The following is a 13,176-nucleotide window of genomic DNA, read 5'->3' as shown; positions in this document are numbered from 1 at the left end:
ACAGATGTCAATCAATAAGAAATATATCTATCTTACTTTATTAGTATTAATTATTGAATTGATTATTGCGGGTTATATTCAAGATCAATTTATACGTCCTTTTGTTGGAGATGTTTTAGCTGTAATGCTTATTTTTTCATTTTTAAGAATTTTTTACAAAAGAAATGGTTTAAATCTTGGATTCGGGGTTTTACTATTTGCGGTTACAATTGAAATATTACAATATGTTGAATTTGTAAAAATAGTTGGACTTGAAGATAATAAAATAGCAACTATTATTTTAGGAGCTACTTTTGATTGGTTAGATATCCTCGCATATATAATTGGTGTATTTATTTCAGTTCTTTTAGACAAGAAATTAACTAAAAACAAAGAGATTGCTTCATTACATTCGCAAATGAACAATCTTTGAATCTTTGAATTTTGAATCTTTGAAACCTTGAGCCTTTGCAACTCTGCAACTTTTTTATTTCTGATAACTGATCACTGAATCTAGCAATCGGCTAAACGAACTGTAATTGCCAAACCACCTTCAGAAGTTTCTTTGTAGTTTCTGTTCATGTCTTTTGCAGTTTCCCACATCGTATCAATCACTTTATCTAACGGAACTTTTGTGTCTTTTGGATCGGTATCTAATGCCAATTCTGCGGCATTAATTGCTTTTATCGCTCCCATTGCGTTGCGTTCTATGCACGGAATTTGAACCAAACCACCAATCGGATCACAAGTCAAACCTAAATGATGTTCCATTGCAATTTCAGCAGCAACCAAACATTGCGCTGGTGTTCCTCCTAAAACTTCAGTTAATGCAGCAGCAGCCATTGAAGAAGAAACGCCAATTTCTGCTTGGCAACCGCCCATCGCAGCAGAAATAGTTGCATTCTTTTTAAAAATACTTCCAATTTCACCAGCAACTAATAAGAATTTTTTGATGTGTACAAAGTCAGCATCATGGTTTTCAATCACTAAATAATACATTAAAACAGCTGGAATTACACCTGCACTTCCGTTGGTTGGTGCTGTAACAACTCTTCCTAAAGAAGCGTTTACTTCGTTTACAGATAAGGCAAAACAACTTACCCATTTTAAGATTTCTCTAAATTTTACTTCTGTACTTCTAATTGCAGTAATCCATTCTTTCGGATTTGTATAAGAACTATCTTTAATCAATTTATCATGCATGCTTAAAGCTCTGCGTTTTACATTTAATCCGCCAGGTAAAATTCCATCTGTATGACAACCAATGTACATACATTCTAACATCGTATCCCAAATTCTACGCAATTCAAAATCAATTTCATCGGCAGATTTTAATTCCAATTCGTTTAATAAAACAATATCAGAAATTAATTTATTTTCTGCTTCACAATATTCTTCTAATTGTTTTGCTCTGTTGATAGGATATGGAAAGTTCTTTTTTGAAATTTCTATTTCATCTTCTAAATTGTCATTTTCTTGCACAATAAATCCGCCACCAATAGAATAATAGGTTTCTTTAGAAAGTACTTTGGTATCATGATACGCAGTAAACGTCATTCCGTTTGAATGAAATGGTAAAAAATCTCTATTAAAAGAGATCGTATTTTCTGTATAAGGAACATCATCTAAACCATTTAGTTTTAGAATTCCTGTGTCTTTTATGTTTGATATGATTGCATTTATAGAATCAATCGGAATGTATTCTGGATCTGTTCCGCTTAAACCTAATAAAACAGCTAAATCGGTTGCGTGTCCTTTTCCTGTTAAAGAAAGAGATCCGTATAAATCTACTTTAATATGTGTAACTACATCGGTGATAATTTCTAGATTCAACTTTTTTATCCAAAGCTGAGCGGCACGCCAAGGTCCAAGAGTATGAGAACTTGATGGTCCAACTCCAATCTTTAACATATCAAAAACACTAATAAATTGCGACATACTTAAATTTTTGGCTAATGTATAAAATTTGTCGATTTGAAAAATTTTATTTCTCGGATTTTACGATACCTAAAAACACAAATTTCTGTCAACCTGTCATATTTTTTTAGTTGTAAATCCTAGAAACTGACATTTTTTTTATTTAAAAAGAGATGGCATACAAATTGACTATTAGAGAATTGTAAAATTGAAATAACAATATTAATTATATAAATAACAATTATGAGTAAAATTATAGGAATTGACTTAGGAACAACAAATTCATGTGTTTCCGTAATGGAAGGAAATGAGCCAGTTGTAATTCCTAATGCAGAAGGAAAAAGAACAACACCATCTATTATTGGATTTGTTGAAGGAGGAGAACGTAAAGTTGGTGATCCAGCAAAAAGACAAGCGGTAACCAATCCAACAAAAACCGTGTATTCTATCAAACGTTTTATGGGAAACAAATATTCTGAATCTAAAAAAGAAGCAGAAAGAGTTCCTTATAAAGTGGTAAAAGGAGATAATGATACGCCAAGAGTAGATATTGATGGCCGTTTATATACGCCACAAGAAATTTCTGCAATGATCTTGCAAAAAATGAAAAAGACTGCTGAAGATTATTTAGGACAAGATGTTACTGAAGCGGTAATTACAGTGCCAGCATATTTTAATGATGCACAAAGACAAGCTACAAAAGAAGCTGGAGAAATTGCAGGATTACAAGTTCGTAGAATTATCAACGAGCCAACTGCTGCTGCTTTAGCGTATGGAATGGATAAAAAAGGAGTTGACCAAAAAATTGTTGTTTTTGATTTTGGTGGTGGAACACATGATGTTTCTATCTTAGAATTAGGAGACGGAGTTTTTGAAGTATTAGCAACTGATGGAGATACTCATTTAGGAGGAGATGATGTAGATCAAAAAATCATCAACTGGTTAGCAGAAGAATTTAAAGCTGAAGAAAATATTGATTTACGTAAAGACCCAATGGCTTTACAACGTTTAAAAGAAGCTGCAGAAAAAGCGAAGATAGAATTATCTAGTTCTGCAACTACAGAAATCAATTTGCCATATGTTACTGCAACTGCAAGTGGACCAAAACACTTAGTAAGAAGTTTAACAAAAGCAAAGTTTGAGCAATTAATTGACGATTTAGTAAAAAGAACAATTGCTCCATGTGAATCAGCATTAAAAGCGGCAGGTTTATCTAAAAGTGATATTGATGAGGTAATTTTAGTTGGAGGTTCTACAAGAATTCCTGCTGTACAAGAAGCAGTTGAAAAATTCTTTGGAAAAACACCAAGTAAAGGAGTAAACCCTGATGAAGTTGTTGCTTTAGGAGCTGCAATTCAAGGTGGAGTTTTATCTGGTGATGTAAAAGATGTATTGTTATTAGACGTTACACCTTTATCATTAGGAATCGAAACAATGGGGAATGTATTTACAAAGTTAATCGATGCAAATACAACAATTCCAACAAAGAAATCTCAAGTATTTTCTACGGCAGTAGACAATCAACCTTCAGTAGAAATTCATGTTTTACAAGGTGAAAGAGCAATGGCTGCAGATAATAAAACAATTGGTCGTTTCCATTTAGATGGTATTCCGCCAGCTGGAAGAGGAATTCCACAAGTTGAAGTAACTTTTGATATTGATGCAAACGGAATTATCAAAGTTTCTGCTTTGGATAAAGGAACGAACAAATCTCACGAGATTAGAATCGAAGCTTCGTCTGGATTATCAGAAGAAGAAATTCAAAAAATGAAGCAAGAAGCAGAAGCAAATGCTGATGCAGATAAAGCAGCAAAAGAAACTGCTGAGAAAATCAATGGAGCTGACGGAATGATCTTTCAAACTGAAAAGCAATTGAAAGAATTTGGAGAAAAATTATCTGACGATAAAAAAGCGCCGATTGAAGCTGCATTAGTTGAATTAAAAGCTGCGCACGAATCTAAAGATATTGCACAAATTGATGCTGCAATGTCAACCATAAATGAAGCTTGGAAAGCTGCTTCAGAAGAAATGTATAAAGCAGAGCAAGAAGCGCAAGGTGGAGCTGGAGCACCAGAAGGTCAACCAGAAGCAAGTGACGCTCAAGGAGACAATGTTGAAGATGTAGATTTTGAGGAAGTGAAGTAAGTGAAATAGTATTTTGTTTTCAAAATACGTAATTGAACTTATCCCGCTGAAAAGCGGGATTTCAAAATAAATATTTCTGAATAAGAAACAGGCCTTTCTGAATAAGATTCAGAAACATAAAATAAAACGCAATCATTAAGTTGGTTGCGTTTTTTGATTTTAGAATGCTGTATATTTGTAGCTATAAAACGTATTAAAAAATGAAAAAAATAGTTTTCTTTTCAATAATTTTTTCAAGTATAATTTCTTGCTCAAACACAAATGAGACTTCTTTTAAAATAGGTGTTGTTACTGATAGCCAATATTGTAATTGCGATATTAAATGGAATCGATATTATAAAAAAGCACCTCAAAGGTTAAAAGAAGCTGTTTCGGTTTTAAATAAAGATACATTAAGTTATACCATTCATTTAGGCGATTTTATTGATAAAAATTTTGAAAGTTTAGACAGCGTAATGCCAACATGGGAAAAATTAAAGTCACCTTCGTATCATGTGTTAGGGAATCATGATTTTGAAGTAAAAGATTCACTAAAAAAAGAAGTTATACAACAGTTCAATTTAAAATCTCGATATTATAGTTTTGTAGAAAAAGACTGGCGTTTTATTGTTCTAGATGGCAATGATCTTAGTTTTTATGGTGCGTTAACCGAAACTAAAAAACAACAAACAGATTCTCTATTTAACTCGTTTAAAGATAGAGATTTACCTTATTTAAAAGAATGGAATGGTGGTTTAAGCACAAAACAATTAACTTGGGTAAAAGAAGAATTAGAAAAAGCAGTTAAAAATAATGAGAAAGTTGGGTTTTATTGTCACTTTTCTATTTTCCCTGTTGATCAACATAATATTTGGAATAGAGACCAATTTCTATCGCTTATAAAACCATATAAAAACGTAAAGATTTTTTTTAATGGACATAATCATGCAGGAGGGTATCAATTAGTTGATAATGTGCATTATTTAACTTTTAAAGGAATGGTAGATACAGAGAACACTTCAGCATTTGCTAAAGTTAAATTTGACAAAGACACCATTACTGTTGAAGGTTATTATAGAGAGCCTTCAAGAAAATTAGTAATTAAATAATTTTTAATTGTTAAAAACCTACAATCCAACCAATTTTTTTAAACATACTTTTTGTGAATTTACAAAAGTAATTGACTTTGAGTTTTCAGAAAACACACATTATAAAAGCAAGTCAGAGAGCTTCTATTTTTATACGGATGAAGGAGTTTATCGGAAATCAAATCATTGGGGACGCGTTGCAAATTGTAGGTGGCGATTGCTTTCTGATGAAAAAATTGAAAATCAAAATGATTATATTGGGTTTGCAAAATGGACAGATTTCTATGCATTAAACGAAGCCGAGAAGCAATTTTATATTGCTGTAGATTTTAAAAAAAAGAGTGTCAATTTTCATCATAAAGGAACAAAAGAAGATGTTTTTTTGTTTTTTGCAGCAACTGCTCAAAAAAAAGTTGCTCAAATTAGAAAGCTATTTTCAAATGATACATGGGCAAACTATTTTGATGAAGATATTTCTACGTTAAGAAGTCAAATTATTTTAACTTTTATAAATTCAGATAAAACTTTACAAGAAATAAAGCGAAGTTTCAAATAAGAAATCACCACTTTTCAGTAAATTTGTTTTTATAAAAACCTAAATAGCTAATATTCTAAAAATCTACTATGAACATACCACAAACTAGTTTGCCAAGAGTTGTAATTGTTGGAGGAGGTTTTGCTGGATTAGCACTCGCAAAAGGACTAGAAAAAAAAGAAGTTCAAGTTGTTTTAGTAGATAAACACAATTACCATACTTTTCAACCGTTATTATATCAAGTTGCAACGGGCGGTTTAGAGCCAGATTCTATTGCGTTTCCTATCAGAAAATTATTTAACAATTTAAAATATTATCATTTTAGATTGGCTGAGGTGTTAAAAATTCATCCAGAAAAAAACGAAATAGAAACATCTATTGGTAATTTAGAATATGATTATTTGGTGATAGCAACAGGTTCTAAAACCAATTTTTTCGGTAATAAAAATATCGAAAAATATGCAATGGAAATGAAAAGCATTCCGCAATCCTTAAACATTAGAAGTTTAGTTTTAGAAAATTTTGAAGAAGCTTTACTAACATCAGATTTTGAAGAACGCAATGCACTAATGAACTTTATTATTGTTGGTGGTGGACCAACTGGAGTTGAATTAGCTGGAGCTTTGGCAGAAATGAAAAAAGGAATTCTACCAAAAGACTATCCAGATTTAGACATTCGAGAAATGCAAATCAATTTAATTCAAGGTTCAGACCGATTGATTGATGCAATGAGTGTAAAGGCATCTGAAAAAGCAGAAGATTTTTTAGTTAATTTAGACGTAAATGTTTGGAAAAATCTTCAGGTGACTAATTATGATGGAGATATCGTTACTACAAATACGAATGAAACTTTTAAAGCCGCAACCGTAATTTGGGCAGCCGGAGTTCAAGGAGAAACCATTAGCGGTTTAGACGAAGAATGCATTATAGAAAGAGCCAACAGAATTAAAGTTGATGCATTTAATAGAATCAACGGTTCTAAAAATATTTTTGCAGTTGGAGATGTCGCTTCCATGAATTCTGATAAAAATCCACACGGACATCCAATGATGGCGCAACCAGCATTGCAACAAGGAAAATTACTAGCAAAAAATATTTTAGCAGAAATAAAATCCAAACCATTACAACCATTTGTGTATCACGATAAAGGATCAATGGCAACAATTGGTAGAAATAAAGCCGTTGTAGATTTGCCAAAATGGAAATTTCAAGGTGTTTTTGCTTGGTTTGTTTGGATGTTTGTACATTTATTTTCTTTGATTGGTTTTAGAAATAGAGTAGTTGTTTTTTTAAATTGGATATATAATTACATCCGTTTTGATAAAGAAAACAGACTAATTATCCGTCCGTTTAAAAATAAAAACAACCAATCGTTTAAATAACAACACCTTATTTCTAGTCATGTAATTGATTCTCCTGATTGTAGATTCAAACAATTCATCATTCTTTTAATACAATTCGGTACTTCTTTTTAGCAAGCGTTTGTTTTCTACTACACCTTTGTGGCATCAAACAAACAAATTCATAAAAATGAAACAAGTATTATTTTTTCTTCTCGTCATTTGTCAAATTTCTTTAACAGCACAAACTACGGTTTCTGGAAAAGTAACCGATAAAAAAGGAGCACCAATTATTGGTGCAAACGTGTTTTTAGATGGCACTTACGACGGAACATCAACCAACGAAAAAGGGGAGTTTTCTTTTACAACTTCAGAAAAAGGAATTCAAACCTTAAAAATTTCATTTATTTCTTACGTGCAGTATTTTAAAACAGCGGATGTCAAAACATTTTCAAAATTGTTGATAAAATTAAGAGAAGATGTCAACACTTTAGATGCTGTAAACATCAACGCAGGAACTTTTGAAGCCGGAGATAACGCAAAAGTAACCGCTTTAAAACCATTAGACGTAGTAACAACTGCTGGAGCGATGGGCGATTTTGTGGGTGCTTTACAAACCTTGCCAGGAACAACAAATGTTTCTGAAGATGGGCGACTTTTTGTACGTGGAGGTGATGCTGGTGAGACACAAATTTTTGTAGATGGAATTAGAGTTTTTACGCCGTATTCTCCATCACCAAATAACATTCCAACTCGCGGACGTTTATCTCCGTTTTTATTCAAAGGAATCACATTTTCTACCGGTGGATATTCTGCTGAGTACGGACAAGCTTTGTCGAGTGTTTTATTATTAAATTCGGTTGATGAACCCATAGAAGAAAAAACCGATGTGTCTTTTATGACAGTTGGTTTAGGTTTAGGAAACACACAAATTTGGGGTGAAAAATCATTGAGTGTAAATGTTTCATATATCAATTTAGCTCCGTATCAAGCTGCTTTTCCAGACAATAATAAATGGCATAAACCTGTGCAAGCTTTAGGTGGAGAAATGATTTATCGTCAGAAAATGAAAAATGACGGCATGTTAAAAGTGTACGGAGCGTTTAGTTACTCAGATTTAGATGTAACGCAAGAAGACATCAATTTACCCAACGGATTTCGTTTTGGATTAAAGAATAGAAACGTATATTTCAATACTTCTTACAAAGGATTTTTAAAAAATAATTGGACATTTTTAACAGGTTTGTCGTTAACAAACGATCATTCTGATATAAAATTAGAAGCTGATGAAGTAATAAACAACGAAAATTCGGCACATTTTAAAGCGCGATTTAAGAAAACCATCAACAATCGTGTTAAATTAAATGTTGGTGCAGAATACTTTATGACCAATTTTAAAGAAGCCTATAAAAACACAAATGTTGGGAATTCTAACTACGGATTTGATAATAACATTTTTGGAACCTTTGCAGAAGTAGATGTTTTTTTCTCTAAAAAAATTGCGGCAAAAATTGGATTGAGGTCAGAATATTCGCAATTATTAAAAGAATCTACACTTTCTCCAAGAGTTTCATTGGCGTATAAAGCAAGTAAAAACGGACAGTTTTCTTTAGCGTATGGGCGATTTTATCAAAATCCAAATAATGACTATTTAAAATTTAATACTAATTTTAAAGCAGAAAATACGTCGCATGTAATTGCCAATTATCAATATGTAAAAGACAAGAAAATTTTAAGAATTGAAGCGTATTATAAAAAATATAACGACTTGGTAAAATACGACACCGATTTTACGTTGCCAACATCAAACTATTCTAATAATGGTTTTGGGTACGCAAAAGGATTGGATGTTTTTTGGAGAGATAATAAAACATTCAAAGAAACAGATTATTGGATTTCATATTCTTTCTTAGACACCAAAAGAGATTATAAAAATTATGTTGCTTCTGCAACGCCCAATTTTGTTGCAAAACACAATGTATCAGTAGTTGTAAAACATTTTGTAACGGATTGGAAAAGTCAAATTGGATTTAGTTATAATTATGCTTCTGGCAGAAATTTTACAAACCCAAATAAGGCAGGATTTTTAAACGATCAAACCAAAAGTTACAATGCATTAAATGTCAATTGGGCGTATTTAATAAGTCAGCAAAAAATATTGTATGTATCAGTTAGTAATGTGTTGGGGACTAAAAATGTGAACGGGTATCAATATTCAAATCAACAAAACGGACAGGGACAATTTGAAAGTAGAGCGATAACTCCATCCGCAGATCGGTTCTTTTTTGTAGGGTTCTTTTGGACAATTAGCGACAATAAAAACGACAATCAATTAAAGAATTTATAAATGTCAGTTCGAGTGTCACGCTTTAGGAGTAATGTATCGAGAACTAGTAGAATTAACAACTCAGTATTAAAAAACGACAATTCGGTTATAAATATATTTTTAAGTTGTAAAACAATTAGATATTTGAATCGTACTAAAAACCAAACACCATGCAAAAAGTAATTTTAACACTCGTATGTATCATCACAAGTTTTTTCTTTCAAGCATTTTCACAAGAAAAAGAAACACACACAATTACCGTAACAATTTCTGGAATGACTTCTGATAAAGGGGACGTTTTTGTAGCCTTATACAATTCTGAAAAAGATTTTTTAAATAAAAGTTTTAAAGGAACTATTGTAAAAGTATCAGCTAAAAAAGCAACAGCAGTTTTTGATGATATTGAAAACGGAATTTATGCAATTTCGGTTTTCCATGATGAAAACGACAATAAAAAACTAGACACTAGAATTTTTGGAATCCCAAAAGAACCAATTGGATGTTCTAATGGAGCAACTGGGTTTATGGGGCCGCCAAAATTTAAAGACGCAAAATTTAACGTAACAAAAGATATTTCAATTCCTGTGAAAGTAGAATAACTATCGTTATTGCGAGTGCAATGAAGCAATCTTTTAAATTAATGAGGTTGCCACAAAATTAAAATTTCTCGCAATGACAGTAATCATTATAAACAAACTAAACTATTAAAAGATGAAAAAAATAACACTAGTATTCGCATTTATTTTTGCAGTAAGTATTTCTGCACAAACACCTTACGAAAAAGGAATGACCAAAGCATTTGCACTTTGGGGACAACAAAAAAACACAGAAGCTGTTCAGCTTTTTGAAAGAATTGCTTCCGCAGAAAAAGACAATTGGTTGCCACCTTATTATGCCGCAACCATATTAATTATTGATGGTTTTTCTATCAAAGACGAAACAAAGTTAAAAACACATTTAGACAAAGCACAAGAGTTGTTAGACGACGCAAATGCACTTTCTAAAAGCAATCCAGAAATTATCATAACACAAGCAATGTTAAACACAGTATATGTTGCTTTTGATGGACAAAAATACGGAATGACATTATCTGGAGAGAACATACAATTGTATGCAACAGCTTTAAAAATTGCACCAAACAATCCAAGAGTTGTTCTGGCAAAAGCACAATGGGATATTGGTGGAGCAACATTTTTTGGACAATCTACCAAACCCTTTTGTAAAGAAATAGAACGTTCTATAGAATTGTTTAAAAAGGAAAAACCAGCAGGAAAATTTCATCCTTTTGGCGGCATTGATAGAGCACAAGAAGCTTTAAAACAATGTAGAAAATAAGTGAATTTATAAATTAATTGAATTAAAAAACCTTCTTCATAAATGAGGAAGATTTTTTAATTTGTTACCGACAAATAAAGAGTTGTGTTCTTATATTTTGAAAGTTAAATGGATATCTCTACTAAATATTTGTATCCAACAGCAGTTGCAATTGCAATACCAAAACTTAATAATGTTCCGATTAAAATATATTCAGTTAAATTTCTATCCTTAGCTTTGGACAAGTCACCAAACCTAAATACAGATTTAGCAGCAAGAAGAAAACCAATTCCTTCCCAATAATTTAAAATTATAAAGGAAAAAACAAACAACCTTTCTAACATTCCAATATACTTTCCTGCTTGATTTGGAGACTCCTCATCTATTTTCCATTTAGAGATAAGTGTTTTAATTACAACAGAAGATACATGCGTGGTTATTAGCATAAATGTAATTAAAAGTAAGGACTCAGTACTGTAAATAGAAGTTAGATCTATTTTAAAAGGAATGTAGTAATGAACAACTCCTAAGATTACTATAAAATGTAGAACTTGGTCTGTAAAAAAAAGTGCCTGCGAATTCATTTTTTTATTCAAGTTCAATTTTAAGAGGTCTATGATATAATGCGAAACTATGATAATGACAATTCCAACCCAGTAATGAAAGTCGAATTGTAACGTGAATAATAGTAAAATGAAATGAATTAATAGATGCCAATATAAATAAGATGATTTATGTTTTTTCTCATTCTTATCCTCTATCCATTTATCGGTTTGAAATAAAAAATCCCCTGCTAAATGAGCTAAAATAAACTTTATGGCTAGTGTTAACATTTGTTTTTAATTTTTTGTTGATAGTAGTGTAGTAGCTTTTGGATTTCATCGAACCCAGCTCTTTTTAAACTAGTACTAATATTGCTTTGCTTTTTATTAAGTAGAGCAGCTAATTCTTTTTGATTAATATTCTCAGACTCTATTGCTGTTTTTATGATTAAACAAGAAGATGGAGTCCAGTTGTCCATAGTAAGAGTTGCAAGGTCAAACATTAAATTTATTGTTTGATTGAAATCATTCCATATGGTTTTAATAGCAAGTGTTTGTTTTTTTAGTTTCTCAAATGTTTCTCCAGAATATATGAAGGCATCTCCGTTTGATTCAGTTATTTTTTCCGATTCATACGTTTTTTCTCCAATTCCAATTGCCAACCTAACGTCTAATGACTTAAATTGCTTTATTGTTGATTTAATTAGTATTGCTACTTTTAATGCATCTGTGGCTTGTACTTCTATTTGAAAACTGTCACCTCGATATATTTCCCAAGTTTTTGGTTCTGATCCATATTTGTTCAAGACCTTTTTTAATTTGGGCATCCATTTTTGAGCATCTATATTTCTAGAATTGATAATATCTCCAGTTATAACTGCAATCATAAGTTTTAATTTTTATCAAATATATATGCTTTTTTGCATATAATCAAATATATATGCTTTTTTGCATATAATTCAAGTTATATTTCTTTTAGCATAAATGTTTACCTCAAGAGTTGCTGAAATAAATTCACCAACATAGAAGTTATCTAAAAATAAATTTAAAACAAACTAAATTACAGCGCTTTATTTTTAGTTTGTATAATTTCTGCGGCAATACTTATTGCAATTTCTTCTGGAGTTTCACTTTTAATATGAATTCCTATTGGCGCAAAAACAGTGTCAAGTTCTTTTTGTTTAAAACCTTCTTTAAGTAGAACTTCCCACATGGTTTTTAATTTGGCTTTGCTTCCTAAAACACCAACATAGGCGTATTTGTTTCGTAGCAATTGACTCAACACCAATTTATCATCCGTATATTTATTGGTCATAATTACTACATAACTATCGTTTCCTTTTTTAATAAAATCGGTAATTTTTGTGTAGTCAATGACGTGTTTTTGATGTGCAAAAGTATTTGATTCTAGCGTGTTTAAATTGTCTCTATTATCAAAAACCACAACCGTAAAGTTTAAGAATCGAAACAGTTTAGAAACCGCCAAACCAACATGTCCGCCACCAACAATATAAAGTGTTTCTTTAAAGCCAATATGTTCTTTAAATGTCCATTCTTTTTCAGATTCTATTTGAGTTTCGTATTTATCGGCAATGGTATTTTTTGAAAGCTGAATTCCGTTTGGAGTAAAAGATAACGTTTGTGGCTCGTTATTGTTGATGCAGTTTAAAATGTTTTTTACAAGCTGAATATTTGAAGTCTGTATAGGATGAAAAACTACCGTTTGTTCTCCAGAACAAATCATCCCAGATTTGTCTTTTCCGTTTCCTTGGTGAATTTGTTTTCTAAAAAATACAGGTTGATTTTCTTTTTGCAACAAATCTTTTACTTCTTCTACTAAGGTAAATTCCATAACGCCGCCACCAACAGAACCGAAGATAAATCCATCATCAGCAACCAACATTTTAAATCCTTTTCTGCCAGGAGAACTTCCGAAATTTTCGATTACCGTTAAGAGGTATACTTTTTTATTTTGTTGTAATTGCGTTAAAAGTTGTTGCCAGAAATCCAT

General features: G+C 31.5%; 12 protein-coding genes. 8 read left to right on the top strand and 4 right to left on the bottom strand.

Going from position 1 to position 13,176, the window contains the following annotated elements; translation table 11 throughout:
• Positions 1–4 precede the first annotated feature (4 nt).
• Complete coding sequence (locus KCTC32516_RS00670; protein WP_301401310.1) at positions 5–412, top strand: ribosomal maturation YjgA family protein; 408 nt, start codon at positions 5–7, stop codon at positions 410–412.
• Between the two features lie 80 nt (positions 413–492).
• Here KCTC32516_RS00670 and KCTC32516_RS00665 read toward each other — a convergent pair whose 3' ends face one another.
• Positions 493–1,917: an L-serine ammonia-lyase gene (locus KCTC32516_RS00665; RefSeq protein WP_301401308.1), complete on the bottom strand. Its 1,425-nt coding sequence runs from the start codon at positions 1,915–1,917 to the stop codon at positions 493–495.
• 222 nt (positions 1,918–2,139) lie between these two features.
• Between KCTC32516_RS00665 and dnaK the strand changes: the two genes are divergently transcribed.
• From dnaK to KCTC32516_RS00630, 7 genes are all read left to right on the top strand, one after another.
• Complete coding sequence (gene dnaK / locus KCTC32516_RS00660; protein ID WP_301401306.1) at positions 2,140–4,041, top strand: molecular chaperone DnaK; 1,902 nt, start codon at positions 2,140–2,142, stop codon at positions 4,039–4,041.
• A gap of 200 nt (positions 4,042–4,241) precedes the next feature.
• Entirely contained in the window at positions 4,242–5,129 is an 888-nt protein-coding gene (locus KCTC32516_RS00655) for a metallophosphoesterase (protein WP_301401304.1), read from the top strand.
• Between the two features lie 7 nt (positions 5,130–5,136).
• On the top strand, positions 5,137–5,664 hold the full coding sequence (locus KCTC32516_RS00650; protein ID WP_301401302.1) for a hypothetical protein: 528 nt from the start codon (positions 5,137–5,139) through the stop codon (positions 5,662–5,664).
• Positions 5,665–5,732: 68 nt separating this feature from the next.
• Positions 5,733–7,025 (top strand): NAD(P)/FAD-dependent oxidoreductase, encoded by a 1,293-nt coding sequence (locus KCTC32516_RS00645; protein WP_301401300.1) that lies wholly within the window; start codon positions 5,733–5,735, stop codon positions 7,023–7,025.
• Positions 7,026–7,173: 148 nt separating this feature from the next.
• On the top strand, positions 7,174–9,330 hold the full coding sequence (locus KCTC32516_RS00640; protein WP_301401298.1) for a TonB-dependent receptor: 2,157 nt from the start codon (positions 7,174–7,176) through the stop codon (positions 9,328–9,330).
• A gap of 149 nt (positions 9,331–9,479) precedes the next feature.
• Positions 9,480–9,908, top strand: a complete 429-nt coding sequence (locus KCTC32516_RS00635; protein ID WP_301401297.1) for a DUF2141 domain-containing protein — start codon at positions 9,480–9,482, stop codon at positions 9,906–9,908.
• 112 nt (positions 9,909–10,020) lie between these two features.
• Complete coding sequence (locus tag KCTC32516_RS00630) at positions 10,021–10,644, top strand: tetratricopeptide repeat protein (protein ID WP_301401296.1); 624 nt, start codon at positions 10,021–10,023, stop codon at positions 10,642–10,644.
• A 104-nt stretch (positions 10,645–10,748) separates the two neighbouring features.
• On the opposite strand, the gene KCTC32516_RS00625 is transcribed toward KCTC32516_RS00630, so the two are convergent.
• From KCTC32516_RS00625 to KCTC32516_RS00615, 3 genes are all read right to left on the bottom strand, one after another.
• Positions 10,749–11,456, bottom strand: coding sequence for a DUF3307 domain-containing protein (locus KCTC32516_RS00625; protein ID WP_301401294.1), 708 nt, complete (start codon positions 11,454–11,456; stop codon positions 10,749–10,751).
• Positions 11,450–12,052 (bottom strand): SatD family protein, encoded by a 603-nt coding sequence (locus tag KCTC32516_RS00620; RefSeq protein WP_301401292.1) that lies wholly within the window; start codon positions 12,050–12,052, stop codon positions 11,450–11,452. The genes KCTC32516_RS00625 and KCTC32516_RS00620 overlap by 7 nt, the downstream gene beginning before the upstream one ends.
• Positions 12,053–12,225: 173 nt before the next feature.
• Positions 12,226–13,176 (bottom strand): XdhC family protein, encoded by a 951-nt coding sequence (locus KCTC32516_RS00615; protein ID WP_301401291.1) that lies wholly within the window; start codon positions 13,174–13,176, stop codon positions 12,226–12,228.

It is taken from the genome of Polaribacter huanghezhanensis, from assembly GCF_030444335.1.
In the GTDB taxonomy this organism is placed as follows: Bacteria; Bacteroidota; Bacteroidia; order Flavobacteriales; family Flavobacteriaceae; genus Polaribacter; species Polaribacter huanghezhanensis.
This window is presented reverse-complemented; position numbering and strand designations above follow the sequence as displayed.

What these genes read in the sequence shown, in the direction of transcription:
- KCTC32516_RS00670 (WP_301401310.1), top strand. Translation starts at nt 5, where the DNA reads ATGTCAATCAATAAGAAATATATCTATCTTACTTTATTAGTATTAATT.
- KCTC32516_RS00665 (WP_301401308.1), bottom strand. Translation starts at nt 1,917, where the DNA reads ATGTCGCAATTTATTAGTGTTTTTGATATGTTAAAGATTGGAGTTGGA.
- dnaK (WP_301401306.1), top strand. Translation starts at nt 2,140, where the DNA reads ATGAGTAAAATTATAGGAATTGACTTAGGAACAACAAATTCATGTGTT.
- KCTC32516_RS00655 (WP_301401304.1), top strand. Translation starts at nt 4,242, where the DNA reads ATGAAAAAAATAGTTTTCTTTTCAATAATTTTTTCAAGTATAATTTCT.
- KCTC32516_RS00645 (WP_301401300.1), top strand. Translation starts at nt 5,733, where the DNA reads ATGAACATACCACAAACTAGTTTGCCAAGAGTTGTAATTGTTGGAGGA.
- KCTC32516_RS00640 (WP_301401298.1), top strand. Translation starts at nt 7,174, where the DNA reads ATGAAACAAGTATTATTTTTTCTTCTCGTCATTTGTCAAATTTCTTTA.
- KCTC32516_RS00635 (WP_301401297.1), top strand. Translation starts at nt 9,480, where the DNA reads ATGCAAAAAGTAATTTTAACACTCGTATGTATCATCACAAGTTTTTTC.
- KCTC32516_RS00630 (WP_301401296.1), top strand. Translation starts at nt 10,021, where the DNA reads ATGAAAAAAATAACACTAGTATTCGCATTTATTTTTGCAGTAAGTATT.
- KCTC32516_RS00625 (WP_301401294.1), bottom strand. Translation starts at nt 11,456, where the DNA reads ATGTTAACACTAGCCATAAAGTTTATTTTAGCTCATTTAGCAGGGGAT.
- KCTC32516_RS00620 (WP_301401292.1), bottom strand. Translation starts at nt 12,052, where the DNA reads ATGATTGCAGTTATAACTGGAGATATTATCAATTCTAGAAATATAGAT.
- KCTC32516_RS00615 (WP_301401291.1), bottom strand. Translation starts at nt 13,176, where the DNA reads ATGGATTTCTGGCAACAACTTTTAACGCAATTACAACAAAATAAAAAA.